The sequence below is a fragment of the Nesiotobacter zosterae genome, from assembly GCF_033843645.1.
GTDB lineage: Bacteria > Pseudomonadota > Alphaproteobacteria > Rhizobiales > Stappiaceae > Pseudovibrio > Pseudovibrio zosterae.
Map to the genome: position 1 here is coordinate 53,143 of NZ_JAWXVZ010000004.1, position 24,801 is coordinate 77,943.

Annotated in this window: 19 protein-coding genes; 7 read left to right on the forward strand and 12 right to left on the reverse strand. The window is 57.9% G+C overall.

The features are described 5' to 3' along the window. Positions 1 to 132 precede the first annotated feature (132 nt). Positions 133 to 819, reverse strand: coding sequence for an MOSC domain-containing protein (locus Q3Y58_RS06810; RefSeq protein WP_319621628.1), 687 nt, complete (start codon positions 817 to 819; stop codon positions 133 to 135). A 486-nt stretch (positions 820 to 1,305) separates the two neighbouring features. Here Q3Y58_RS06810 and Q3Y58_RS06815 point away from each other — a divergent pair, with 486 nt between their 5' ends. Both Q3Y58_RS06815 and Q3Y58_RS06820 read left to right on the forward strand, forming a co-directional pair. Next, on the forward strand, positions 1,306 to 4,983 hold the full coding sequence (locus tag Q3Y58_RS06815; RefSeq protein WP_319621629.1) for an autotransporter domain-containing protein: 3,678 nt from the start codon (positions 1,306 to 1,308) through the stop codon (positions 4,981 to 4,983). A gap of 144 nt (positions 4,984 to 5,127) precedes the next feature. Further along, a complete protein-coding gene (locus Q3Y58_RS06820; RefSeq protein WP_319621630.1) occupies positions 5,128 to 5,871 on the forward strand; it encodes a glucosamine-6-phosphate deaminase in 744 nt (247 codons plus the stop codon). Positions 5,872 to 6,088: 217 nt separating this feature from the next. Here the strand turns inward: Q3Y58_RS06820 and Q3Y58_RS06825 are convergent, their stop codons facing one another. After that, positions 6,089 to 6,748, reverse strand: a complete 660-nt coding sequence (locus Q3Y58_RS06825; protein WP_319621631.1) for a Crp/Fnr family transcriptional regulator — start codon at positions 6,746 to 6,748, stop codon at positions 6,089 to 6,091. Between the two features lie 97 nt (positions 6,749 to 6,845). Between Q3Y58_RS06825 and deoD the strand changes: the two genes are divergently transcribed. Together deoD and Q3Y58_RS06835 are read left to right on the forward strand one after the other, a co-directional pair. Continuing rightward, on the forward strand, positions 6,846 to 7,559 hold the full coding sequence (gene deoD, locus Q3Y58_RS06830; protein ID WP_319621632.1) for a purine-nucleoside phosphorylase: 714 nt from the start codon (positions 6,846 to 6,848) through the stop codon (positions 7,557 to 7,559). Next, complete coding sequence (locus tag Q3Y58_RS06835) at positions 7,556 to 7,798, forward strand: uroporphyrinogen decarboxylase (RefSeq protein WP_319621633.1); 243 nt, start codon at positions 7,556 to 7,558, stop codon at positions 7,796 to 7,798. Before deoD ends, Q3Y58_RS06835 begins: the two co-directional genes overlap by 4 nt. Before the next feature lie 97 nt (positions 7,799 to 7,895). Here Q3Y58_RS06835 and Q3Y58_RS06840 read toward each other — a convergent pair whose 3' ends face one another. The 8 genes from Q3Y58_RS06840 to Q3Y58_RS06875 all read right to left on the reverse strand — a co-directional run bounded on the left by Q3Y58_RS06840 (position 7,896) and on the right by Q3Y58_RS06875 (position 17,855). After that, positions 7,896 to 8,375, reverse strand: a complete 480-nt coding sequence (locus tag Q3Y58_RS06840; RefSeq protein WP_319621634.1) for a pyridoxamine 5'-phosphate oxidase family protein — start codon at positions 8,373 to 8,375, stop codon at positions 7,896 to 7,898. A gap of 13 nt (positions 8,376 to 8,388) precedes the next feature. Next, entirely contained in the window at positions 8,389 to 8,742 is a 354-nt protein-coding gene (locus Q3Y58_RS06845) for a DUF1428 domain-containing protein (RefSeq protein WP_319621635.1), read from the reverse strand. 86 nt (positions 8,743 to 8,828) lie between these two features. Next, a complete protein-coding gene (locus Q3Y58_RS06850) occupies positions 8,829 to 9,992 on the reverse strand; it encodes a DUF1513 domain-containing protein (RefSeq protein WP_319621636.1) in 1,164 nt (387 codons plus the stop codon). Further along, positions 9,973 to 11,097 (reverse strand): imelysin family protein, encoded by a 1,125-nt coding sequence (locus tag Q3Y58_RS06855; protein WP_319621637.1) that lies wholly within the window; start codon positions 11,095 to 11,097, stop codon positions 9,973 to 9,975. Before Q3Y58_RS06855 ends, Q3Y58_RS06850 begins: the two co-directional genes overlap by 20 nt. Then, positions 11,097 to 12,641: a di-heme oxidoreductase family protein gene (locus Q3Y58_RS06860; RefSeq protein ID WP_319621638.1), complete on the reverse strand. Its 1,545-nt coding sequence runs from the start codon at positions 12,639 to 12,641 to the stop codon at positions 11,097 to 11,099. Before Q3Y58_RS06860 ends, Q3Y58_RS06855 begins: the two co-directional genes overlap by 1 nt. A 104-nt stretch (positions 12,642 to 12,745) precedes the next feature. Further along, a complete protein-coding gene (locus Q3Y58_RS06865; protein WP_319621639.1) occupies positions 12,746 to 14,014 on the reverse strand; it encodes an imelysin family protein in 1,269 nt (422 codons plus the stop codon). A gap of 1,796 nt (positions 14,015 to 15,810) precedes the next feature. Continuing rightward, positions 15,811 to 16,650 (reverse strand): S-formylglutathione hydrolase, encoded by an 840-nt coding sequence (gene fghA / locus Q3Y58_RS06870; RefSeq protein WP_319621640.1) that lies wholly within the window; start codon positions 16,648 to 16,650, stop codon positions 15,811 to 15,813. A 77-nt stretch (positions 16,651 to 16,727) separates the two neighbouring features. Further along, positions 16,728 to 17,855, reverse strand: a complete 1,128-nt coding sequence (locus Q3Y58_RS06875; RefSeq protein WP_319621642.1) for an S-(hydroxymethyl)glutathione dehydrogenase/class III alcohol dehydrogenase — start codon at positions 17,853 to 17,855, stop codon at positions 16,728 to 16,730. Positions 17,856 to 18,039: 184 nt separating this feature from the next. On the opposite strand from Q3Y58_RS06875, the gene Q3Y58_RS06880 reads away from it, so the two are divergent. Together Q3Y58_RS06880 and Q3Y58_RS06885 are read left to right on the forward strand one after the other, a co-directional pair. Next, on the forward strand, positions 18,040 to 18,924 hold the full coding sequence (locus Q3Y58_RS06880) for a LysR substrate-binding domain-containing protein (RefSeq protein ID WP_319621643.1): 885 nt from the start codon (positions 18,040 to 18,042) through the stop codon (positions 18,922 to 18,924). Positions 18,925 to 19,879: 955 nt separating this feature from the next. Beyond that, positions 19,880 to 20,251, forward strand: a complete 372-nt coding sequence (locus tag Q3Y58_RS06885; RefSeq protein WP_319621644.1) for a thiol-disulfide oxidoreductase DCC family protein — start codon at positions 19,880 to 19,882, stop codon at positions 20,249 to 20,251. Between the two features lie 96 nt (positions 20,252 to 20,347). Here Q3Y58_RS06885 and Q3Y58_RS06890 read toward each other — a convergent pair whose 3' ends face one another. Next, complete coding sequence (locus tag Q3Y58_RS06890) at positions 20,348 to 23,017, reverse strand: beta-N-acetylhexosaminidase (RefSeq protein ID WP_319621645.1); 2,670 nt, start codon at positions 23,015 to 23,017, stop codon at positions 20,348 to 20,350. Positions 23,018 to 23,438: 421 nt separating this feature from the next. On the opposite strand from Q3Y58_RS06890, the gene Q3Y58_RS06895 reads away from it, so the two are divergent. Next, positions 23,439 to 24,296: an alpha/beta family hydrolase gene (locus Q3Y58_RS06895; RefSeq protein WP_319621646.1), complete on the forward strand. Its 858-nt coding sequence runs from the start codon at positions 23,439 to 23,441 to the stop codon at positions 24,294 to 24,296. Here the strand turns inward: Q3Y58_RS06895 and Q3Y58_RS06900 are convergent. After that, complete coding sequence (locus tag Q3Y58_RS06900; RefSeq protein WP_274219151.1) at positions 24,239 to 24,664, reverse strand: hypothetical protein; 426 nt, start codon at positions 24,662 to 24,664, stop codon at positions 24,239 to 24,241. The two genes, Q3Y58_RS06895 and Q3Y58_RS06900, sit on opposite strands and share 58 nt — an antisense overlap. Positions 24,665 to 24,801: the final 137 nt, after the last annotated feature.

Genomic DNA, 24,801 nt, shown 5'->3' on the forward strand with positions numbered 1-24,801 from the left:
ACGGCACAAAAAGAAACGGCTTGCCAGCAGAGGAGGAGCGCGCAGGCAAGCCGTCTATGGGAGGTTGGATGATCTGAAGATGGGGGGCACACATCCCGATTTTTAGTAGGGAGTGTTGCTTAACCGACCCATTTAGCCATTTAGACGCTTGCTGGTGTCTTCTTTGAAGCCCGCATTGGATTTCTTCAAAAAGGCTTTGCGCCAACTCTCGCTGAGAACAGCGGTGTCTGCAAGCTTCTGTGCCAAGGCTGGGTCGAGACGTGGATTGAACCGGGCAGCAATCACATCCGCCAGCACCAGATCCTCATGAGGACGGTCCAAGAGGCTCATGGTATCGCCCGCGCGCACGCTGCCGCCTTCAAGAACGCGGTAGTACCACCCCGTAAATCCGGTCTTTTGAAATCGCATGGCCATGGAGGCAATACCCGTGTGTGAGACCAGCTTCCAGCAGGGCTGGCGCCCCTGGCAAATCTGCACCCTTGCGCTGCCCAAAGAGAAAACATCACCAAGGCACAAATTGCTTTCGGTCAGGCCCGTTGTGGAGATGTTCTCGCCGACTGCACCGGGTTTGAACAGGGCCGCATGCTCTGGAAACTCCTCTGCCCACCGCGCGTAATGTTCGGCAGCATAGTGATGCAGCGCCTTTTCCGGCCCGCCATGAACCTCCAGATCCGCTTGCTCATCTTCCAAGAACCCGAGCGCGTTCAATTCCAACAGACCGTCTTGACGGATCTTGCGGATTGCGGAGGCTGCCTTTTCTGGCCACAACTTCTCCGCTTTACCAACGTAGAGCCCGATGATCTCACCCGACACCCTCATGCCAACGTCCTTCCCGGCCAAAGCCAAACTCTTCCAAGCGAGAGGTTGTATCGGAAACCAGACCAAGGAGCCAGTGTTGCCCCCTCGTTTTCAATGGGGCGATGTTCTATGAGGCGGCGGTCTCTCGCCTGGGATTTAATTAGCTTTACTCAACGTTAGCCCCGCATAGCGATTGGCGTTTGAACCCACCAACACCCATTCATTCATTCTGCATTTATTAATAATTTTAACTAAATCACTGAAAATATACGGGAATAGCACCAAAAAATCGATTCACTTAGTGCAATTGCATCATGCGCAAAAGTTACAACCATGGCATTTCAAGGGCAAATAACTCTCATTTGGCTCGTTTTGAGCCTAAGTTCAAAAGGCCCTGAAATGAAAAGCTGCAGCACTCGCGCACCGAAATATTCAACTCTTTCGCTTCGACCTTTTTTGTTGGCAACCACAGCAATAACAATTCTGTGTGTGCCGAGTGCCAAGGGCATGGCTGCTAATCTTGATCTGTCAAATGAGTCCCGAACGATCTCGGATGAGCAAACGTTCAACAGTGTGATTGTGCGCGACGACGCGTCACTAACTATTGATAGTTCAGGTAAGCTGATCGCTCAGAATGGACCGTCCGGATACGGAAGGGTCGATCTTGGGGGCAGTTACGCAGACAAGACAACTGTGCTGTTCGTTAACGGAGGCACTTTAGAGGCGGAGAGTTCGCTCCATGTGAGCGGCGCAAATGTGGTCGCAGAGTTCTTGAATGGAGCCTCCGCGAGCTTTGATCAAGTTTGGGTATCTGACACGTTTTACCAAGATACAACAGCCTACATGCGTATTGATGGTGTAGGAACAGAAGTAGAGTTCAGCGGCAGGTCATTCGTCGGCCAACGTGACACAGGGTATCTGGAACTGAGCAATTCCGCGAAACTCTCCACACAGGGAGATTTCTGGTTGGGGCACCTCAACGGTACGGCCAATATTTCCATCTCATCGGGCGCAGTTTTGAGCAGCAAGAACCTTGAAGCTCAGTCGGGCGGTGCGGTTGCTGTTAATGTGGACGGCGGGACCATACAAGCACTTGAAGACAATGCCTCTTTTATCTCAGGCTTTGACTCTAACGATACATTTACATTGTCCGGTTCTGGGCTGACTTTGGACACTCAGGCCTTCAACGTGGGAGTACAAGCCGATCTTTCTGGCGATGGGGGCCTGACCAAGACCGGTACCGGCACGCTCATATTGACCGGTACCAATACATATTCGGGAATTACTTGGCTCAACGAGGGTACTCTACAAGGTACGGCAGATAGCCTCCAAGGGTATATTTCGTCCTCTACAGGAACAACTCTCACATTTGATCAGGCAACGAGCGGCACTTCTTCTGTAAGGTACGTCGGGGATGGCCGCCTCGTAAAAACGGGTACCGGCACTGTCACACTGACAGGGACCAATAGCCATACGGGCGGCACTGTTGTTGAACAAGGGACACTATCTGGCCGAACGTCCAATCTGATTGGTGACATTTCCGTTGCAAATGGCGCAACTTTGGAGGTGAACCCTCCATCGGGCTCTACTGCGGATACCAGTTTTACAGCAAACGTTTCGGGTGAAGGGCGCCTTGTGAAGACCGGGCCAGAATCGCTTGTGCTAGAGGGGCAGTACACCCATACCGGCGGCACCCGCATTGAGGGCGGATCTCTGGTCGTAAAGTCAAGCAACCTGCAGGGCGATATTGATATCTCAGATGAGGGCTGGCTGAGATTTTATCAAGAAACCAGTGGCACTCACACTGGCAACATCACTGGTGGCGGCAAAATCGACAAATACGGGTCCGGCACTCTCATACTGACTGGCATGAATACCTATACTGGCGGAACGACAGTCAGCAAAGGCACTCTGGCGGGCAATACCGACAGCCTACAGGGGCAGTTTGCGCTCTATTACAACTCCAATATCCGTTTCGATCAGGATACCGATGGCACTTTCAACGGTGACATCCGGGGTAATGGAACGGTCACAAAACGCGGTACGGGCACGCTCACTTTAACCGATGAGATCAATGTTTTCAATGGGGTCACCATTGAAGAAGGTCGGCTTGTTGGCACCACTGAGAATTTGAAAAGCAGTGTCGACGTTGAGAGTGGGGCTGAGTTCGAACTGGATCAGAATGATGACGGCACTTTTTACGGTGTCATCAGTGGTGAAGGCAAGCTGATCAAGTCTGGCGATGGCGACATCACTCTTACGGCCGCTAACACCTATTCCGGCGGCACCTTGATCAATGACGGCGTTCTTACAGTCTCTCACATCAATCAGCTCGGTACCGGTGCAATTTCTTTGAATGGGGGTACCTTCCGCACGACCGGCACAGAGGCAATTGAGCTCGACAACTTCGATCTGGATGACTCTGACGGGGAGCTGGATGTTTCCGGCAACACCCTGTCGCTCACCGGCGCAGTGACCACCGCAGGCCGTCTTGAGAAAACCGGTCTAGGCGACCTCAACCTTGATGCCGCCAACAACGTTGTTGGTGGCACGACAATCGTCAGAGACGGCAAGCTGGTGGTTGGCTCTTCTTCTGACAAGAACACGGCAAGCCTGCAAAGTAACGTTGAAGTCGAAGGCACGGGTGTTCTGGGTGGTCATGGCTCCATTATTGGAAATGTCACGAACAACAACGGCCGCATCGCGCCGGGCAACTCCATTGGCGTGACGACCATTAACGGCAACTACTCTGGCATTGGCGTGCTGGAAATCGAGGTCGAAGGCAACGTCGATGCTTCTCTTGCCAAGGCTGATCAGCTGGTTGTCACAGGTGATGTGGACATCAGCGGCACCACGCTTGAGTTGGTGATGACACCAAATGACTCCACCCAGTGGGACGTTGCCCCAACCGGTCCGTTCATCATCCTTGATAATCAGGGCACAAACGCCATCACCGGCACTTTTACTGAAGTGAAGGACATCAACGACCTGTTGTTCCTTGATGAGACGCTTGACTATGCATCGGGCGATGGCAACGACATCTCCCTGACCTTGACCCGCAACGATGTAACCTTTGAAATCGACGGTGGCTCTGTCAACCAGACAGCTGTCGGCGCCGTTATTGGCTCCATGGACACATCCAATGCGGTCTACAACGCCGTTGTGATGAGCACCTCCTCTGAAGCAGAGGCCGCCGCCGCCTATGACAGTTTGTCCGGCGAAATCAACGCTTCCGCACGCGGTGCGCTCATTGAAGACAGCCGCTTTGCCCGCACAGCGGCTGCCGATCGCCTCTATGAGGCCTCCGCCGGCGATGCCGCCCGTGTCGGGTCTGACCTGAGCACCGAAAAACTCGGCAGCCTTGCGCTGTGGAGCCAGGCTTTCGGCAGCTGGGGCCAGTCTGATGCAGATGGCAATGCCGCTGAAATGGACCGCTCAACCGGCGGCGTCATGTTCGGCGCGGACGCGCTTGCCTTCGGCACCGCCCGCGTGGGCGTGATGGGCGGCTACAGCACCTCCAACATGGATGTGGATGACCGCCAGTCTTCCATGGACAGCGACAACTACACCATCGGCGCTTACATCGGCTCGCAGTTTGACCAGTTCAAAGTGCGCGGCGGCATGGCAGCCACCTGGCACCAGATGGATGGCAAGCGCGCTGTGTCCTTGGGCGGCGGTACGTTTACCGACAGCGTGACCTCCGATCAGGATGCCATGACCTATCAGGCCTTCGGTGAACTGGGCTACGGCTATGATGTTTCTGGTGTTTATCTGGAGCCATTTGCAGGCCTTGCCTATGTCAACCTGGAAAGTGACGGCTTCACCGAGGAAGGCGGCAACGCAGTTCTGACAGCAGATGACCAGAGCGATGACGTGCTGTTCACCACCCTGGGTCTGCGCGTTGCGTCCACCTTCATGCTTGGCGACACCGCCATCACCGCACGCGGCATGGCTGGCTGGCAGCATGCATCTGAGGAAACCATTGATTTCACTCAGAGCTTTGCATCCGGCGGCAACAGCTTCACCGTGGAAGGAACGCCAATTGCACAGGATGTTGGCCTTGTGGAAGCAGGCTTTGCAGCAGCCCTCAGCGATCGCGCCAGCGTGGGCGTGACCTACTCCGGTCAGATCGCTTCGGATGCCCAGAACCACGGCCTCAACGCCCGTTTTAACCTGCAATTCTAAGGGCTTATTCACCAACCCGGCGTCTTCAGAAATCCATTGGGTTTCTGAAGACGCGGAAAACAGCTAGTATTTTCAAAGGGAAACTTTTGATAGTCTAGGCTGGCTACCTGAGGTGAATTCACCGGTCTGGGTTGGGAGAAACGCATGCAGGTCATAATTGCCGACGACAAGACGGATTTGGACGCCCGGGCCGCTGAGCTGGGCGTTCAGCTTATCAAGAAGGCCATCTCAGAGCATGGCCACGCCAACATCATTCTGGCCACAGGCACAAGCCAGATCGGAATGCTGGAAGACCTGGTGAAACCTGAGCACGACGTGCCTTGGGACAAGGTCACCGCGTTCCATCTGGACGAGTTCGTGGGCATTGCAGACGACCATCCCGCCAGCTTTCGCAAGTATCTTCTGGAGCGCTTTGTCGCCCATGCGCCGGGCGTGGAATTTGTGCCCGTGGAAGCAGACGCCGAGGATATGGTGGCAGAACTGACGCGGCTCACAGATCGTCTGGACCAAACCCGCCTCGATCTATGTTATTGCGGTATTGGGGAAAATTGCCATCTGGCCTTCAATGAACCACCCGCCAACTTTGAAAGCGGCAGCGCCTTCATAGGGGTACAACTTGATGATGTCTCCCGCGTCCAACAGGTAAAGGAAGGCTGGTTTTCCGACCTGGACGCCGTGCCGCGCACCGCGATCACCATGACCATTCCGCAGATGATGAAAGCAGAGCAAATCATATGCGTTGCCCCAGATGAGCGCAAGGCGGAAGCCGTGAAACACGCCATCAGCGGGCCGGTGGACCCGATGTACCCCGCCTCCATTTTGCAGACCCACCAGAACGCGGTTGTGTATCTGGATCCTCAGTCCGCCGGTTTGCTGGAGACAGCGTAGGATCTGACCCAACTAGATGAGGGCTAGGTGAGCCTTGGGGACCACCCCCAAGGCATGCAGGTTATCCCCGCGCTCGTCCTCTTGCGGTGAAAAGTTATGCCCGCTCGACCCAATGACCGAAAGGTCAGGGGGTGGGCTTCCCTGTCGCAGCGAACGTCATGAGGCGGTGCGCCTTGCACAACATTGGGAGTGGATACACCCGATCCATGCGCGCCTCTCAGCGTTCTTCTTCCTCCAGATAGCGTTTCAGGCGTTCGATGTCGGTAATCCGCAGCAGGGAATTGGTTTTTTCCACCAACTCAAGATCAATGAGCTGATTTACGGCACGCCGATACACCCGCTCGGAACAGCCAAACCGCTCGGCCTCCCGAAACACCTTGTCAAACTGCACCGCTGGCCGGTTGCCCAGCTCCCGTTCCAACAGGTCTTTGGCAATGCTGTAGGCGAGGGGGAACATGAACTGGTTCGTGAGATGCTGGGTAACATGGTGGTAGGTTTCCGCCATGCACTGCGCCAACCAGATGATTACATTTGGCTGTTCCTGCATGACAGTCGCCAGCGCGGCGGGCGGAATGACGACCACCTCCGCATCCTCATCGCAGCAAATGTCGAACTGAACGGGCCGCCCGTTCAGGAACTCGATCTCGCCGTAAAGGCGGTCACCGGGCCCAAATCGGCCATGGCTATATCTGCGCCCGTTCGCCGCAGTGTAATTCACCGTACATGTGCCCTTGGAGAGCCAGTAGAGCTGGTCGATCTGCTGCCCTTGCCGCAGCACAAAGTCCCCTTTTTTCAGGGTTTTACGGAGGAAGCCTGACTTGGATATCCACTCGGTCAAATAGGCCAGCCCCGCATCAGCCTGCTGCTTTACGCACATTTTCCTCTGGCAACTCCCACTGAGGCGGACAAATGTCCTGTTTTGAATCCCTAGCGTTATTTACCGTCCCTTGTGAGGAATGCACAGGGAGAAAATGATGACCGCCCACATTAACGCGGAGATTGGCGATTTCGCCGAAACCGTTCTTATGCCAGGCGATCCATTGCGGGCCAAATTCATCGCCGACACATACCTGCAAGATGTGCGCGAAGTAACCAACGTGCGCAATATGCTGGGCTTTACAGGCACTTACAAAGGAATGCCACTCTCCGTGATGGGACACGGAATGGGCATGCCTTCCATTTCCATTTACGCTCATGAGCTGATCCACGAATACGGCGTCAAGAACTTGATGCGCATTGGCAGCTGCGGTGCGGTTTGCGAAGAGTTGAAGCTGCTGGACCTTGTTGTTGCAACAGGGGCAAGCTGCTCCTCCTCCATTAACCGGGAGCGGTTCTCAGGTTATGACTTTGCAGCCGTACCAGATTTTGCGCTGCTGAAGGCCTGCGCCGACACTGCAGAGAAACTGAAGCTTTCGCCCGCTTTCGGCAACATCTTGTCGGACGATCTGTTTTACGGGTCGAGCCCGGCGCTGCTTCCAGCCATGCAGAAGATGAACATTCTGGCGGTTGAGATGGAAGCGGCAGCGTTGTTTGCCATTGCGGCCGAAGCGCGTGTTCAGGCGCTGTGCATGCTCACCGTGTCAGACCACCTGATCACTTCTGAACAAGCCACCTCGGAACAACGCCAGACCAGCTTTAACCAGATGATGGAACTGGCACTCGAAACCGCCTTTGAGGTCTCCAAATGATAATTGAAGCAATGGGCTATCTGGCCTCGATCACGATCATGATTTCCCTTTTGATGGGCAATGTGGTTTGGCTGCGCGTGCTGAACATGGTTGGCTGCATTTTCTTTACCGCCTATGGCCTCGCCATCGAAGCATGGCCCGTGGTGTTCTTGAATGGCACCTGCGTGTTCATCAACCTTTACCACTTGTGGAAGCTGAAGAAGGACGACCTGCGGCCTTTGAAAGTGGTGAAGGCTTAGAGCTTTTCAGCGTCAAGATAAGAAGAACAGCGACCAAGATCAGACTATGCCGGAGGGATGAGCACACCTCCGGCATTTTTGTTTGGCGGAAGACGTATCAAGAGCCATCGTCTTCGGTAAGCGGACGCACGCCATACAAGGTGTAGGCTTCGCGCATCAGTTGCTCTTCTCCCTTGTCCGGAAAGAGATTGTAGCTGGGTGCCCAGATGCGCTGAACTTTTTCCACGTGAACGCAGATGATGTTGCGGATCGGATAATCCGGCCCCGCCTTTTCCAGAAGTGGGTAGGCGATTTCCTGAAAGCCCGGATCTCCCAATGGAATGACCTTGGCTACACCCTTGACTTTAAATCCCTTTTGCCGAAATACGTCGACGAAACTCACGCACACCTTGTTGTAGGTGTTCAGGTTTCGAATACTGCCACGCGAGGCAATGTCGGCAATGATGAGGCGATCACTGCCATAGGCGCAGAACATTTCCTTGGGGCTTACGGTTGGAAATCCATCCGCGTCCACGGTCGCCAACCAGCACAAAACAGAACGATTAATGTCGTCGCGCACGGCGTCATTAAGGTGCATTGCCAGTATCCGATCAAATTTGGGAAAAGACAGAAAAACCGCCGAAAATCATGCGCTTGCCATCAAAGGGCATGTCCATGTCGGGATCTGAAAAAACGGGATCTTGCCAGACCTTGGCCGAGCCTTCCTCCCGCGCTTCCTTGGAGGGCCATACCACCCAGCCAACAGCCACCGTTTCATCTGGCTTGCAGGCAACCGCTTTCAAGAACGAGGTGACCTCGCCCTCCGGCACATCCGCGCCCCAGGCATCCAACACCTCTGTGGCGCCACACATTTTGAAAACCCGTTGTATTTCAACACATTTTTCTTGATAGGCGGCTTTGTTTGCAGTCGGAACTGCAGCCACAAACACGTCCACATAGGCCATTGTCTTTCCCTCGCACTGTTCGGTTGCCGCAAAGGAAAGAGTGCCCGAGATCCAGCCCGGGCACAAGGACCTTATTCCTGTAAATGCTAAAGGGAAATCAGATGGTTATCCCAAGAGGTTCCGGGAACTTGCGCTGTCAGCTCCAGATACTCGGAGGTGCCTTCGGCAAAACGCAGGCCGCCGGACCCGTCGGAGATGAGAAAGAACTCCTGATCGAGCGGGGCAACACCGCACCCGTCTGCAACCGCCTGCGCTCCGATGTAATCCCCGGAGGATGCGTTCCAGAACAAAATCTTACCCCCTCTCGGGCAGGAGGTGACGATGACTTCGCCGTCGCCGCTGGCGGTAACGCTGCCGACGTAGTTGCTCAGCTGCGCTTTAATTTGCTGTGGCATTTCATGGATGCGGGGCGTGCCATCCAACGTGAAGCTGGCGATGAGCGGGGGTAATTCTGACTTATCCCCCTGATACTGCCCGCCAACCCAGACCCGGCCGTGCCCATCCATGGCCATATGGCGCAGGGATAACTGGTGCAAACTTGGATCAAGCTCATGACGCGCGCGGATCTCCCCGGTTTGCGGGTGGAGGAAGGCAACGCTTGGCAACATGCTGTCGATATTAAGCTTTTCCCGATCACGATCAGGGCGGGTATGGATGCCGCCATTGGCAATGACCAATGATCCGCAGGTGGGCGAGAGGAGAATATCGTGAGGCCCAATCCCGCCGGTGTCCATTTCCCCAATTCGGTGCGGGCGCGCTCCTGTCATATCATAAAGCCCAAGGACACCGCGCTTGTGCACCCAGTCGTTCTCCGGGGCATAGAGCACCTTGCCGTCTTGGGAGAACACGCCGTGGCCGTAAAAGTGGCGGTCTTCCGGTGCGGTGAACATGACCGGCCCATCCCCAGCCATACCATTGACATACATGGCAAAATTCCCCGGCCTGCGGGCAAAGGCCACCAGCTTCGCCGTTTCCCGGTGCCACGCGGCAGAGTGCCCTCTGTCAGGAAGGGGCGCTTCGAAAACCGATGAACCATCTTCACGCATTACACGGAAAGCAAAGCTGCCATCCGCCTTTCGAAACGCGCTGGCAAACAGCGGTTCTTCTGCGTTGGTTTGAAACAATCGCGTATTTTTTGCGTTGGCCAACGCAACGCCGCCGGGAACGAGCGTGGTCACAGCCAACCCGGCGAGCCCTTGCAGCAAACTGCGCCGGGAAAGGGGGAGCGCCCTAGTCACCATCGAGCGCATTGAAGCCTCCGCTCAGCGCGAGATAGCCGGCGACATTGTTGGCCAGTGTGTCCTTCAACCCATCAATGACCAGTGTCAGGTAGACCAGCTTCTTGCGCTCCTCAATGTCCTTGCCGATGACCCGGATCGGGCCGCCGAGTTCTTCAATGACGCGCTCCCCATTTTGGAACTCGAAGTTGAGGCTGTCCGCTGCCCATGCGCCGTCTTCCGGCAAGGCATCCATGTAGCCTGCCGCGATCAGCGCTTGGTTGATGCCCTCAAGCGAGGAGGCCATGTAGAGCGCCCCATTATGACTGCGCGAGAACGGTGCGCGGTACGGCTTGGCCTTCTCCACCGATGGCCCAATGACTGGCAGCAGGATTTGATCCTTGATCAGCACCAGCCCGGTAACCATGGAGTTGAACATGAGTTCCGCCGCTTCCTTGTGGGTCTGCACAAGGGCGTGGTCGCTGGCGGGGGCGCTCAAGGTTTGGGAAAAGCCTTCAGGGTCGGCCCACGCCGCCTCCAGCTCCTGCGCCGTGCCCACCAGATTGCGGGTGAGGGCAACCGCATAGGCGCATGCGAAGCTTTCATGGTCGCCGCGGGCGAGCTGCAATGTGCCGTCGGTGGCAAAGCCGAAATGCTCCAGCGCGGTGAGACCTTGAAGCGCAACGGACTTGCCCGCAAGGCTTTCGGCAGTGGTGACGCTTGGGTCTTCAGTGGCCATGATCTTGTTCAGCTGGCGCGCGATCACGCCGCGCCGGTCTGGCAAGAAGGCAAGACGCTGCGCGCGGTTGTTCTCTGCCAGCGGGCCGAAGCGCAAAAAATCCACCCGAGCCAATTGGGCGATGCTGCCGGAGAGCGCCTGACGGAAGGAATTTTCGCTCTCTGCCGACTGCCCTGAACGGCACAGAGCCTCTGTGGCTTGCTCCAGTCTCTTCAGCTTCTCGGTGAGCGCTGAGGTCTCGGGCCGAATGTATCCCTCAATCAGAGCAGGGGCAAAACGGCTGTAGTCTGTTGCGTACGTCTGTGGCCGTTCAACGGCGGCCTCCTGGGCCCAAACGGCCAAGCCCCCACCAAGGGTGAGGGCGGCTGAAAGCGCGATGGTTGCCAGTGTCTTGCGCATCACAGGGACTCCAGAAACTTGATGAGCGCTTCGCGGTCCTGCCGCTCCATGGCGACCACCGACTGCTTGGCGGCTTCTGCCTCTCCACCATGCCATAGCACAGCTTCCAGCAGATTGCGCGCCCTGCCATCATGCAGGAAGTAGGTGTGATCGCTGACGGTTTTGGTCAGGCCAATGCCCCAGAGCGGCGGCGTTTTCCACTCCCGGCCCGAAGCTGAGCCAATGGGCCGGTCATCCGCAAGGCCTTCGCCCATGTCGTGGAGCAGAAGGTCAGTGTAGGGCCATATGAGCTGGAACCGGTGGGCCTTGGTGGGCGCATCGCGGCGGGTCACGTATTTTGGCGTGTGGCAGCTGGTGCAACCGGAGGCGTAAAACAGCTCCTTGCCGCGCAGCACTTCCGGATCATCCACGTCGCGGCGGGCCGGAACCGCCAGATTTTGCGAGTAGAAGGTAACGAGATCCAGCACCGGATCAGGTGCTTCCGTATCCCCCAAACGTTCCTGAACGCCGGAGGGTTGGGCATAGCAGCTTTCCTGTGCCTCGGTGCAATCGCCGTAAGGGTTCGGGGCGTCCGGGGTGGAGATGCCGATGTCGCCATTGAAAGCGCCTGCGGACTGGGCGCGCACCGTGGCGTTGGCCCCTTTCCAGCCAAAGCGCCCGAGGATCATGGCGTCTTTGTCTGCGTCATACACCCAGCTGGCGCGGCCAGAAATGCCGTCGCCGTCCTCATCCTCCGGGTCCACCTTGGCCAGAATGTCACCCTCATGCACTTGTTCAAGCAGCCCGAGGCCAATCATCTGCGGTGCAACCCGAGGGGAAATCATGGTGTCGGGCCCAAACGCCCCATAGCCCGGATTGTCGATGCCATAGGTTGGCTTGCGCAGCTGCACCACGGTGCCGTCTGCAAGTTCCACCGGCACGTCCTCATAGGAAATGGTCATCTGGCCTTCGCCGGGAAGACCGGGCACGGCAAAGGCCTGAAGCTGCCCGCCGTAAATGGGGTGGGGAATGGACGCGGCCATGCCGCTCTCCAGAAGGGCCTTCTGCTCTTCTGTTTGCGGCTTGACGGAAAGACGCAGGAACATGGATACCGCGCGCTCACCCGGTTCCGGCGGGCGGCCACGGCCATCCTTCAGGTGGCAGCCTTGGCAGGAGCGGGCATTGTAAAGCGGACCGAGGCCATCTGAGGCCTGCGTGGAAGAGGGCGAGGACACCCACAGCTTCTTGAAGAGGCCGTTGCCGACCTTGAAGTCCTGCTCTTCCTCAAAGGTGATGTTCTGGGTTGGGTGGGAAAAAGCATCCCGGTTGACCATCTTGCGCGAGGTGCCCGCGCCGCCTTGCATCAGCTCGTAAGCTTCTGCAGCTGAGAAGTCTTCGGCGGGCGCAAGCACCGCCTGAATGCGGGCGCGGTCTTTTTCGGAAAGATCATCCCGGTGCGCAAAAACACCTTCAGCGCCGGACGGGGCGCTGAGCGAAAAAAGCAGTGAACCGGTGATGGCTAACGCGGCAGTTGAAAGAAGCGCGGCTTTACCGACCTGTGGCATGATGGGGCCTTAAATTTTTGAAAACGTGCAGCAATTCGGAAAGAGAACAAGGCGGGCAGGAAAGAACAGCCCCGGACTGACGCGTCCGGGGCTTTCACTGGCTCTTATTGGAAAACAGCGGATGGGTTATCCAGAGAGTCAGAGCCTTCAAAGGCGATGTCTTCCAGCTCAAGCACCTTTACGGCACGCTGGATGGAAGCCGTCTGGTCGATCAGCGCGTCGATGGCCGCCTGTACAACCGCGTTGCCTTCTGCGTTGCCTTCGCCGATCATCTGATCGTAGGCCTCAACCGTTTCGGCGCGGGTGTTGACCGCTTCAAACGCCGCAAGCGAAGCCGCCAGCTTTGCTTCCAGCTCCTCGGCAACAGCCGGGTCTTTCGCAGCAATCAGCTCCTTCAAGGATGCGCCGGAAACTTCCGTGCCATCGATGCGGGTGTAGCCGCCGTGGAACACGTTGTTGATGCCAACCACATCGTAATAGTGGGACATGTGCGTGTTGTCGGAGAAGCAGTCATGCTCTTCCTCCGGGTCGTTCAGCATCAGGCCCAGCTTCATGCGCTCACCCGCCAGCTCGCCGTAGGACAGAGAGCCCATGCCGGTGAGAATGGTGGCAACCCCGCCAGCTTCACCCTTGTCTGCCAGTTCCTTGCGTGCGTCGCCGCCGTCTTTCCAGTTGGCAACCATGTCTTCCAGATCGGAGATCAGCAGGTCTGTCGCCGCCTGAAGGTACTGAATGCGGCGCTCACAATTGCCGCCGGTGCAGTTTGCCGGATCAAAGTCCGTTGCCGGGCGCGTGCCTGCGCCTGCGTCAGTGCCGTTCAGATCCTGCCCCCAAAGCAAGAACTCGATGGCGTGATACCCGGTCGCAACGTTTGCTTCAACTTCACCGGCTTCCTGCAGCTGGTCTGCCAGAAGCTCTGCGGTGATAACCGTTGCATCAATGGTTTCGCCCGCAGCGGTGAAGGTCGGGTTGGCGATGACATTGGCGGCGTAGTAGGGGTTTTCTTCGGATTCGACGCCGTAAGAGGCATCGGTGTAGTCGATCATGCCCTCGTCAAGCGGCCATGCGTTCACCTTGCCTTCCCAATCGTCAACGATGGCGTTGCCAAAGCGGTAAACTTCGCTCTGCTGATACGGGTTGCGGGAAGCCAGCCACGCTTGGCGGGCAGCGGCCAGTGTTTCCTCAGAAGGGTTGGCCACAAGGCCATCGATGGCGCTCTTCAGGTCCTTGGCGCTGGCCAGGGAGTCTTCATAGATCGCCAGTGCGATGTCGCCGTAATTGTCCAGAACGTCGGCGGAAGTGGCTGCGCCCGCTGCGGTGCTGGCCATGATAACGGCGGATGCGGAAAGCAGTGCTGACTTGATCAGTCGCATGTGGTGTCCCCTGTTGCTTGCGCTGGTCGTTGCTTCTTCCGCGAATATTCGAAGGGTCCTTGAGCGACTTTGCCGGGTCAAAAAACCTGCGAATAATTCGCAAAAACTCGTCTATGGGTTGGGACTATTCCTGCCTCACTCCGGCAAAGTCAACAAAACCTTTGATTTTTCAATAGTTTAGAATTGTTATAATATAAAAGTGACGGTCAAGCCCTTGAAAACATGCGAATTATAATCAATAGCATTTCAAGGTGGGCGGTGGATAACTTGATTGTAAGAGTGAAGTTTTGATTCTGACCACCTTGCAAGCGCGCACTACAACCTAGGGGATACTATGTAGGTCTCGCCATCACCCCAAACCACCACCGTCATGCCGGACAAGGAGAGCGCAGCGAGCCGCCGATCCGGTATCCAAAACCGCGCGCACTGAGGTTTGGGCGAGGCCGGGGTGGATCCCGCATCAAGTGCGGGATGACAGCAGTGGGGAGGGGTGACGCCCTAGGGATGGCCGAGGGGGGGAGGAAGCGTGAAGGCGGAAAGCAGTGGGAAGGAAAGGAAAGGGGCAAACAATGAGCAGTTGCCCAAAGCACTCAAGGCAGTGATACGAGGAAAGGGGCTCCTCATCACGCAACATTTTACCACCGCTGTGCTCGTGCCCCACCGCGCTGCCCAAACCGCCACCGTCATACTGGACAAGATGAGCGCGACCCAACCCACCACCGTCATACCGGACAAGGCGAGCGCCGCGAGGCGGAGATCCGGTATCCAGAGCCCCACGCACTGAGGTTTGGGCGAGGCCGGGCTGGATCCCGCATCAAGTGCGGGATGACGGCAGTGGGGAGGGGTGACGCCCTAGGGATGGCCGAGGGGGTGAGGAAGTGTGGAGGAGGAAAGCAGTGGGAGGTGACGCTCGGAGAATGGCACGGGAAGCGCTACCCAAACCACCACCGTCATACCGGACAAGGCGAGCGCAGCGAGGCGTAGATCCGGTATCCAGCGCAAAACTTGCGGCAAAGCCGCTACCACCGCTGTTCCCATTCCCCACCGCGCTGCCCAAACCACCCCTGTCATGCCGGAGAAGCGAACGCGCCATCCGGTATCCAGAGCCGCACGCACAGATCTGGGGCAGAGGCCGGGCTGGATCCCGCATCAAGTGCGGGATGACGCAAGGCGGGAGGGGTGACGTCCTAAGGATGACCGAGGGGGTGAGGAATCGTGAAGGCGGAAAGCAGAGGGTGGGAAAGGAAAGGGGCAAACAATGAGCAGTTGCCCAAAGCACTCAAGGCAGTGATACGAGGAAAGGGGCTCCTCATCACGCAACATTTTACCACCGCTTTGCTCGTGCCCCACCGCGCAACCCATACCACCACCGTCATACCGGACAAGGTGAGCGCAGCGAGCCGCCGATCCGGTATCCAGCGCAAAACTTGCGGCAAAGCCGCTACCACCGCTGTTCCCATTCCCCACCGCGCTACACAACCAACCACCGTCATACCTCAGAAGCGAACGCGCCATCCGGTATCCAGAGCCGCACGCACAGAGCGGGGGGAGAGGCCGGGCTGGATCCCGCATCAAGTGCGGGATGACTGCGGGGGGAGAGGTGAGCGTGCGGGATGACGCAAGGTGGAGGGTGACCCGTAGGGATGACAGCGGAGAGGGGGCTAGCCGTGGAGATGACGGCGGAGGGAAGTGATGTCCTAGGGGTTGCCGAGGGGGTGAGGAAGCGTGGAGGAGAACGGAGGCAACGCCCTCGGCATGCCCCGGTGAGGCAGAGAGGACGTTACCTTCCAGAGGGGTTAGTCCCTCAGATGCGCGGCGTGGAAGCGAAGGTGATCCTCGATGAACGAGGCGATGAAGTAGTAGCTGTGGTCGTACCCTTCTCGCATGTTGAGCGTGAGCGGGTAGTTCTTTTCCTGCGCGGCGGCCAGAAGGGTTTCCGGCATGAGCTGTTCTGAAAGGAACTGGTCGGCATCCCCCTGATCCACCAGTACCGGGATCTGAACATCTGCATTGCGCATCAACTTGCTGGCATCATACTGGGCCCATTGGTCCCGGTCCGGCCCCAAATAGGCCCCCAGCGCCTTTTCGCCCCATGGGCAGTTCACCGGGTTGCTGATGGGCGCAAAAGCGGAAATGGAGGTGTAGACCTCCGGGTTGCGCAGGCCCAGAACGAGCGCGCCATGGCCGCCCATGGAGTGTCCGGAAATGGCGCGTTTGCGCGAAACGGGGAACATCTCCTCGATCAGCTTTGGCAGTTCCAAATACACATAGTCGTACATCTGGTAGTGCCGGTTCCATGGTGCCTGTGTGGCGTTTACATAAAAACCTGCACCGGTGCCAAGATCATACCCCGGATCGTCGGCAACGGCTTCACCGCGCGGGCTGGTATCCGGTGCCACAATGGCCAGCCCGAGTTCCGCCGCCACCCGGTGCGCCCCCGCCTTTTGCATGAAGTTTTCATCCGTGCAGGTGAGGCCGGAAAGCCAGTAAAGCACCGGCACCTTTGCACCTTGAAAGGCTTGCGGCGGCAGGAAGATGGCAAAACGCATTTGGCAGTTGAGCGCGCTGGACTGGTGCGTGAACTGCTTGTGCCAGCCGCCAAAGGACTTTGAGCTGGAGATGTTTTCGAACGACATGGTGCACCTGAGAACAAGAATTTTATTTCAAAGGGGAGAGCCGCGCAGTTTGCCCGCCGCTCCCCATCATGAGCGGGTTATTGGGCGTAGTGAATGACAGAACGAATGCTCTTGCCTTCGTGCATCAGGTCAAACGCTTCGTTGATCTCCTCCAGCGGCATGGTGTGTGTGATGAAGTCATTCAGCTTGAACTCACCGCGCATATATTGCTCCACAATACCCGGCAGTTCAGAGCGGCCCTTGACACCCCCAAAGGCGGAGCCCTTCCACACGCGGCCGGTGACCAGCTGGAATGGACGGGTGGAGATTTCCTCTCCCGCTCCGGCCACGCCAATGATGACGGACTCGCCCCACCCCTTGTGGCAGCATTCCAGCGCCGAACGCATGACGTTGACATTGCCGATGCACTCGAAGGAGTAATCCACGCCGCCGTCGGTCATGTCGATGATGACCTCCTGAATGGGCTTGTCGAACTTTTTCGGGTTAATGCAGTCGGTCGCGCCAAGCTTTTTGGCAAGTTCAAACTTGCTCTCGTTGATGTCGATGGCAATTATGCGGCCCGCCTTTGCCATGGTGGCGCCAATGATGGCTGAAAGACCAATGCCCCCCAAACCGAAGATGGCGACGGTTGCCCCTTCTTCCACACTGGCCGTGTTCATGACAGCGCCGATGCCGGTGGTAACACCGCAGCCAAGCAGGCAGACCTCCTCAAGCGGTGCGGCCTTGTTCACCTTGGCGATGGCGATTTCAGGCAGCACGGTATACTCGGCAAATGTGGAGCAGCCCATGTAGTGATAGATTGGCTTGCCGTTCTGGCTGAAGCGGGTGGTGCCGTCGGGCATCAAACCCTTGCCCTGCGTGGCACGGATTTTTTGACAGAGGTTGGTTTTGCCTGACATGCAGAATTTGCACTCGCCGCACTCGGGCGTGTAGAGCGGGATCACATGGTCGCCAACAGCCACAGAGGTGACACCCTCGCCAACGGACTCCACAATGCCACCGCCTTCATGACCGAGGATGGAGGGGAACACGCCTTCCGGATCGGCCCCGGACAGGGTGTAAGCGTCCGTGTGGCATACACCACTGGCAACCACCTTGATGCGCACTTCGCCCGCTTGCGGCGGCATCACGTCAACTTCCTCAATGGAAAGAGGCTGCTTTGGGCCCCAGGCAATGGCGGCTTTGCACTTGAGTGTTTCAGGCATGTGGATCCTCATCGGTTGATGCGACGCTGCCGGGCCGGACAGCAGGCAGGCGCAAGCGCCTACGGGTTGTTACGTTAGCGGCAGTATAACTGATGCTCTCCTTGTGATAATCGGGATAAAATGCAAATTACTTTTACCAGCGGGTAACAATCTCCCGCACACCGGTGCAGAACAAGGATGACGCATGCAAATCTGGGAAGGCGTGAGCGAGTTTGTTGCAGTGGCAGAAACGAGCAGTTTTACCGCCGCGGCCAAACGGCTGGGCATTTCCACCGCCCAAGTAAGCCGACAGGTGAGCGCTTTGGAGCACCGGCTTGGCATCAAGCTGTTTTATCGCACAACGCGAAAGGTCTCCATGACGGAGGCCGGGCAGCTTTACTTCCAGCAATGCCGCCGGTCGCTGGATGGGTTGGAGGAAGCGGAGCGCGCCATCACCAACCTGCAGCTGACCCCGCGCGGCCTGCTGCGGCTGACTGCGCCTGTCACCTATGGCGAGCGAACCATTGCCCCGATCCTGAATGATTACCTGCACCGCTATCGGGACGTAGAAGCGCAACTGCACCTGACCAACCAGATGGTGGACCTGGTGGCGGATGGCTATGACCTTGCCATTCGGCTGGGCAAGCTGGAGGATTCAACGCTGATGGCGCGGCGACTGACATCGCGCACGTTCTATGTGTGTGCCTCCCCGGACTATCTGGCCCGACACGGCGAGCCCCACGCGCTATCCGAGCTGGACCAGCATCGCTGCCTTCTGGGAACGCAGGATACATGGCGGTTTCAGGAGCAAGGCCGCGCCCGTTCCGTGCGGGTGAAAGGCAAGCTGCGCTGCAACAGCGGGTGGGCTCTGGTGGACGCTGCGCTGAAGGGCATGGGGCTGATCCAACTGCCAGACTACTATGTGAAAGACTACATCGAGGCCGGGGCGCTGGTCTCGCTTCTGGAACCCTATCAGGAGCGGGAGGATGGCATTTGGGGCGTCTACCCCCACAACCGGCACTTGTCGCCGAAGGTAAGCTTCTTTCTGGACCACCTGACAGAGGCCTTGAAGGGGCAAGAGGCGGACTGACAGGAGCTCGTTACACGGCGGGGAAGGAACCCAACCCACCACCGTCATACCAGAGAAGCGAAAGTGCGCATTTCGGTATCCAGAACCGCGAGCACTGAGCTGGGGAGAGGCTGAGCTGGATCCCGCATCAAGTGCGGGATGACGCAAGGGGGGAGGTGAGCGCGGGGGACGACGGCGGGGGAGGCGACGCCCTGAGAATTAGACGGGAGACGCTAACCAAACCACCACTGTCATACCCGACAGGATGAGCGATGCCCACACCACCACTGTCATACCGGACAAGGCGAGCGCAGCGAGGCTGCAGATCCGGTATCCAGCGCAAAACTTGCGGCAAAGCCGCTACCACCGCTGTTCCCATTCCCCACCGCGCCGCACACCACACACAGCCGTCATGCCGGAGAAGGCGAGCGCAGCGAGGCGTAGATCCGGTATCCAGCGAAAAACAGACAGCAAAATCGTCACCACCGCTGATCCCATTCCCCACCGCGCTACCCAACCAACCACCGTCATACTTGAGAAGCGAACGCGCGCATTCGGTATCCAGGACCGCGAGCACTGGGCTGAGGGAGAGGCTGGGCTGGATCCCGCATCAAGTGCGGGATGACGCAAGGGGGGAGGTGACGGCCTGAGGATGGCCGAGGGGGTGAGGGCGAGCGAAGAGGATGACGATGAGTGGTGTGACGCCCTGAGAATGAGACGGGAGACGCTGCCCACACCACCACCGTCATACCGGACAAGGCGAGCGCCGCGAGCCGCCGATCCGGTATCCAGAACCGCGAGCACTGAGCTGAGGGAGAGGTCGGGCTGGATCCCGCATCAAGTGCGGGATGACGCAAGGGGGGAGGTGAGCGCGGGGGACGACGGCGGGGGAGGCGACGCCCTAGAGATGGCCGAGGAAGGAAGAGTGAACCGCGGCGCGGGTATGGCTCTATAACCTCAGGAAAGGCATAGGGTCATGATCACAGTATTTTACGACGGGAAATGCGGATTGTGCGCGCGGGAGATCAACCACTATCGCAAGATTGCGCCGGAAGGTCGGATCACCTTCGCGGACGTGGCCACCTATCCCCAGCGGCTGGATGGGACAGGACTGAACCAGGCGGATGCGCTGCGCTACCTGCACGCAGTTGATGCGGCGGGGCAGGTCCACAAGGGGGCCTCAGCCTTCACCTTGATCTGGAGCGAAATCGACGGGTGGCGCTGGCTGGTGCCGGTGGTGCGGGCGCCCATCATCAAGCAGCTCGTCGACGTGGCCTACGCCGCATTTGCCCACTTGCGGTTCAAAATGTACCGGCACTGCCGCGTTGCGGAGCTGACAGAACGCTAGCTGACAGGCAAACAGGAAAGGCCGCTGAGAAAAACCAGCGGCCTTTTGTTGTGTCCCAATACACCCCACCTGTGGTGGTGGTTTTTGACCTTGGCGTTATTGGAGAATCTCAACCCGGCTGGTGCGCGTGCCATCTGGAGAGGTGGTGCGCAGGTGTACCGGCGTTGCGACTGCAGGCGGGGTGGCTGCATCATAGGTCTGCCACGTGCTGCCGCCATCCAACGAATACTCGATGGTCAGACCCGGAAGCGCCGCATTTGCCTGCAGTTTGCCATCTGCCACTGTGGCACCCGGCACAGGCAGGCGGTAGGAAACGCCGCCCCGATCAAGGCGCGCCAACTCGCGCTGACCCAAGAGGTTGGCAAACCGGTTCCAGTCAGCGCGCAGCGCGTCGTGGTCCACATGGTTGGTTTCCCCGCCAACATATTCGCGGCCCGGCTCATAGTCTTGTTCCCATGCCGCCCGGTGCCACGCCCGTTCTGCCACAGACAGAAGACGCGGGAAGATCATGCTGTCCATCTGTGCGTCGGTGCGCACCGTCTCGCTCCACAGCTGAGCTGAAAGGCCTGTTGCACCCGGCCATTGCTTGTCGCTCTTGGCGGTGAAGTGGTTGCCATCCCGGTCAACGGACGTTTCTGCGTTTTGTGGCAGGTTGTCCGGCGCAAAGCTGAAGACCTTGGCCTCATCACTGAAGCGTGTGGCCCAGTAATACCCGCGCTCTGCCGGGTTCACCTCGTACGGCATGTCCAGGTAGACATAATCAGGGTTGGAGAGGATCACCTCAAAGCCCTTGTTGGCCCAATCCTGCGCACTGTCAAAGCCACCCCAGAACAGCGTGTCCCAGAAGTTGACCCGCACCGTGTCACTGGCAAAATCCGCAGCGGAGCTGGCGTGCTTCAGACCATCCTGCCATGCTTGCATGGTGGAAATGCCGTTGTCTTTCAGGATCTTGCTCACCTCAACAGCGAAGTAGCTGGCAAGCTCGTCCACATCCCCAATGGTACCGGCATCGATCATGGCCTGACAGGCCTGCGACTTGCCCCAAGGCTTGTCCTGAACGCTCTTGTCGATGGTCCCCTTCCATGGCACCAGCTCGTCGTTGAGGTCCTGATAGCCCCCACCAAGGTAGATGTTCTTGGCTTCATCGCCGCCAAAGTGCCATGTGGTCAGCGGCACGCCTGCCTCTGCATGCATGGCGGCAATTTCACTCACCACTTTGGTAACAAAGCGCTTGGACGAGTCCAGACACGGGTTCAGGTAGCTTTTGCGATCATAAAACTGAACGGAAGTGGTGTTGGAAGTGTCGGTTGGATCGACAAGGCGAAACTCGTTGGCCGCAGCCTCGTTGCCTTCCGACATGTAGCGCTGGTAACGCGCTTCCATGGAAACCACAGCAGCACGCGCGTGGGCGGGCATGTCAATCTCCGGGATCACCTCGATGTGGCGGGCCTTGGCATAGGCCAGGATCTCCAGATAGTCCGGGCGCGTGAAGTGACCAGAACCGAAGTTGTCACTGTTCGGACCAGAACCGAGCTGTGGCAGCAGACAAGTGGTTTCGGAGGGATCGTGACAGCGCTTGCTGCCCACTTCGGTCAGTTCTGGCAGACCGGGCACCTCAATACGCCAGCCTTCATCATCGCTCAGGTGGAAGTGGAACTTGTTGAGCTTGTAGGCGGCCATCTGATCGAGCAGACGCAACACGGCCTGCTTGGAATGGAAGTTGCGGGCCACATCCAGAAACGCTCCGCGATAGGCAAGGCGCGGCGCATCTTCCACGCTGAGGTGGGGCAGGGTCAGGCTGCCGTCCGCAGGCAGCACGGAGAGCATGGACTGAAGGCCATAAAACAGGCCCGCTTCATCGAAGCCGACCACATCAACCCCCTCGGGCGTAATGTTGAGGCGGTAGGCGCCGCTCTTGGCAAGGTCGTCGTTAAACCCATCAGCGTCAACACGGCCCATGACCGGGGCCCCTTCGCCGCTGAAGTTCAAACCGGCACCGGCCATCTGCTCGCGCACAACGCTGAGCGATGCCTCAGAAAGACCCGAAAGAGACAGGTCAAGACCATTGGCAATATCAAGGTCTGCCGCGCCAACCTCTAGCTTCATGGGGCTTGGAATGATCTGCCCCCGCAGCGCGGTCGCATCGAGCGGAGAAACGTGCTGATTTTTCTCGAAACGGCTTTGCGCGGTCATCAGGACATTGTTGTCCTTGGCGGTGCGCTTCCAGTTATCGCCGCTGATTGGTGCCAAAAACGCGCTTAGGTCTTCCGTGTCCGTGGCCGCCAGAACCTTGGGCTCGGCTCCCTCGGCAACGGCATACCAGCGCGGCATGAAGTCCGTTTCAAACAGCTGCCAGTATTCCCCGATGTAAGGCAGCGTGATGGACGCGCCCGCGGCAAGACCGGTGAACTTGTCTGTTGGTTCGAGCTTGTGCAAGTCGCCCGTAACGTGGGTGATCGTGAACTGATCGCTGTCCAGCTTCAGGATTTGGCGAATGCTATGGAAATATAGCGCCCAGCCGGTGCCTTCGATGGCGGTATCACCATTGGTCAGGGTCAGATTGACGGTGTTGCATGACCCCCAATCAGCGCCCAAAGATGAACAATCAACGCCATCTTCAGCAGCCTGGTTGTCGAGGACCTGAAACTTGACGGAGATTTCGCTCAAGGCATCCACCAGCTGATGTGGTGTTTGATCGGCCTGAGCCGTAGAAAGGCCCAGCAGCAAGGGAACCATCGCTGCCAAAGGTCCTGAAAGATTTCGCATTCGCCACCCCACGAGTTGCAGTGAGCCTTGCCGACGCCGGTCACCCGAAAGGGTTTCGGCGGAAGATTCACCAAACCATTAAGTCCTAAGGAACACCGCAGGTTCGGTTGACGACGCGTCCTCCCATTCAGGCCTTGCCGTCTCCTCCCATCATCTGCGGATCTCAGGAATTTAGCATATCCACCTGAAATATATCGCCGTTTCTCAACTAAAGGTGGTGGTCTGTGGAAGACCGAACCCACTGGCTCCCCTAGGTTATGAGGGTGTTGGAAGGTTTATTCTTGATGGGTCAGTCTGTTAGAGCAATCCTAAACAACAGTAGGTTTACGTAGTGTCATGAGGAAGGGTTTACCAGGCCACTCGGTGAGCGGCGCTTTGTTCTCAAAACTTCGAGATGAAGATCTAACGGTCGGGCATATCCATGGAGAGATTGGTTGTCTCGCGGGGCGGCGAATGCCAAATCCGGTTGATTGCCGGCAAGGAGGATGCCTCCCGGCCTGTTTTGGTGTTGGGCCGCAGCAATCGATCTTTTCGGTCCATTCAAATCGACCGGCTGAACGCGCAGCTGCGGGATTGGGGCCTTGCGATTTGGCGTCTGGAGCCACGACCGACACCGCCCACGCAGAACGCCACTGAACCGGCTCACAGCTCTGCCGCGAAATCTCGCAGGGGCGGATTGAGGGCGATGACACGCGCCATGAGCAGCGCCCTGCCCAAAGTTTTTGGCGGCTATCCGGGTTGGACGGACTATTTTTCCCCCAGCTTTGCGCAGGCCGCCGATCGCAGGGATGAGGTCCGCTCCATGCTCGACCAATTCCCAGTTTCTGCTCGGTTTTTACTGCTTGGACATTCCATGGGCGCACGGGTTGGCACCTATCTGGACCGCCATGCTCGGGTTTCAGGCCATATCGCGTTCGGTTACCCCTTCCAGAACCCGGAGGAAGGCCCCGCCCTGTCACGGGTTCATCACCTGCGCAAGCTGAAGGTGCCGACCTTGATCATTCAGGGCCGAAGCGATGCCTATGGCGGCGAGGAGGTAGCAACCAAATACCGGTTCAGCCCCTCGATCTCATTTCTGTTTGTCGAAGACGATCACAGCTACAATTCTGCGTGCCAGACACTGACACGGCACATAACGTCCCGCGTCAGGGCCTTCATTTTGGAAACGCAAGACGGCCTGCCAAGTGCGCTGATGGCAGGCCGCGAGAGCAGTCAATCCGATCAACTGGACGGAAAAGCAGGGAAGTTGAAGTCTTCACGCACCTTGACGCTGTCATAGATGATGGTGACGTCCGTGATCTTGTCCAGCTCCGGCGTAAAGCAGAACAGGTCAACCACATCGATGGTGCGCGGCAGCGCGCCGGTCACCTGACGGTTGTAGCGCGCATGCAAGGCAGCGCGGGTTGGGTTTTCCGGACTCACCATTACCGATTGCACCCGAATGGATCGATTGGAGATCTCGGTCAGGATGAAGGTATAGAATTCCTTTGCCCGCTGCTCTTCGAAGATGGGTGAGCGCACACGGGCATCACTGGTAAACAGCTCCAGCAGGTAGTTCAGATCATTACCTTCCAGACGCCGGGCATATTCACGGCACATTGCTTCTGCTTTGGCGGTCCGTTCCGCGTTCTGTTCAGCGGCGATCATGTGGTTTCCTCCTGTGGTGCTCATCTGTTTTGCGCCGAGTATAGGCAGCGTTTTTCAGAATCGAAAGCACCGGATTTTTCCTGAGGCGCGTAGAGCACGTGTAGCGGACCGGAAAAAAGCCATGGAGTCCGAAGAGG

Bases quoted from the DNA above. Each gene is read 5' to 3' on its own strand.
- Q3Y58_RS06810 (WP_319621628.1), bottom strand. From the start codon at position 819: ATGAGGGTGTCGGGTGAGATCATCGGGCTCTACGTTGGTAAAGCGGAG.
- Q3Y58_RS06815 (WP_319621629.1), top strand. From the start codon at position 1,306: ATGGCTGCTAATCTTGATCTGTCAAATGAGTCCCGAACGATCTCGGAT.
- Q3Y58_RS06820 (WP_319621630.1), top strand. From the start codon at position 5,128: ATGCAGGTCATAATTGCCGACGACAAGACGGATTTGGACGCCCGGGCC.
- Q3Y58_RS06825 (WP_319621631.1), bottom strand. From the start codon at position 6,748: ATGTGCGTAAAGCAGCAGGCTGATGCGGGGCTGGCCTATTTGACCGAG.
- deoD (WP_319621632.1), top strand. From the start codon at position 6,846: ATGACCGCCCACATTAACGCGGAGATTGGCGATTTCGCCGAAACCGTT.
- Q3Y58_RS06835 (WP_319621633.1), top strand. From the start codon at position 7,556: ATGATAATTGAAGCAATGGGCTATCTGGCCTCGATCACGATCATGATT.
- Q3Y58_RS06840 (WP_319621634.1), bottom strand. From the start codon at position 8,375: ATGCACCTTAATGACGCCGTGCGCGACGACATTAATCGTTCTGTTTTG.
- Q3Y58_RS06845 (WP_319621635.1), bottom strand. From the start codon at position 8,742: ATGGCCTATGTGGACGTGTTTGTGGCTGCAGTTCCGACTGCAAACAAA.
- Q3Y58_RS06850 (WP_319621636.1), bottom strand. From the start codon at position 9,992: ATGCGCTCGATGGTGACTAGGGCGCTCCCCCTTTCCCGGCGCAGTTTG.
- Q3Y58_RS06855 (WP_319621637.1), bottom strand. From the start codon at position 11,097: ATGCGCAAGACACTGGCAACCATCGCGCTTTCAGCCGCCCTCACCCTT.
- Q3Y58_RS06860 (WP_319621638.1), bottom strand. From the start codon at position 12,641: ATGCCACAGGTCGGTAAAGCCGCGCTTCTTTCAACTGCCGCGTTAGCC.
- Q3Y58_RS06865 (WP_319621639.1), bottom strand. From the start codon at position 14,014: ATGCGACTGATCAAGTCAGCACTGCTTTCCGCATCCGCCGTTATCATG.
- fghA (WP_319621640.1), bottom strand. From the start codon at position 16,650: ATGTCGTTCGAAAACATCTCCAGCTCAAAGTCCTTTGGCGGCTGGCAC.
- Q3Y58_RS06875 (WP_319621642.1), bottom strand. From the start codon at position 17,855: ATGCCTGAAACACTCAAGTGCAAAGCCGCCATTGCCTGGGGCCCAAAG.
- Q3Y58_RS06880 (WP_319621643.1), top strand. From the start codon at position 18,040: ATGCAAATCTGGGAAGGCGTGAGCGAGTTTGTTGCAGTGGCAGAAACG.
- Q3Y58_RS06885 (WP_319621644.1), top strand. From the start codon at position 19,880: ATGATCACAGTATTTTACGACGGGAAATGCGGATTGTGCGCGCGGGAG.
- Q3Y58_RS06890 (WP_319621645.1), bottom strand. From the start codon at position 23,017: ATGCGAAATCTTTCAGGACCTTTGGCAGCGATGGTTCCCTTGCTGCTG.
- Q3Y58_RS06895 (WP_319621646.1), top strand. From the start codon at position 23,439: ATGGAGAGATTGGTTGTCTCGCGGGGCGGCGAATGCCAAATCCGGTTG.
- Q3Y58_RS06900 (WP_274219151.1), bottom strand. From the start codon at position 24,664: ATGATCGCCGCTGAACAGAACGCGGAACGGACCGCCAAAGCAGAAGCA.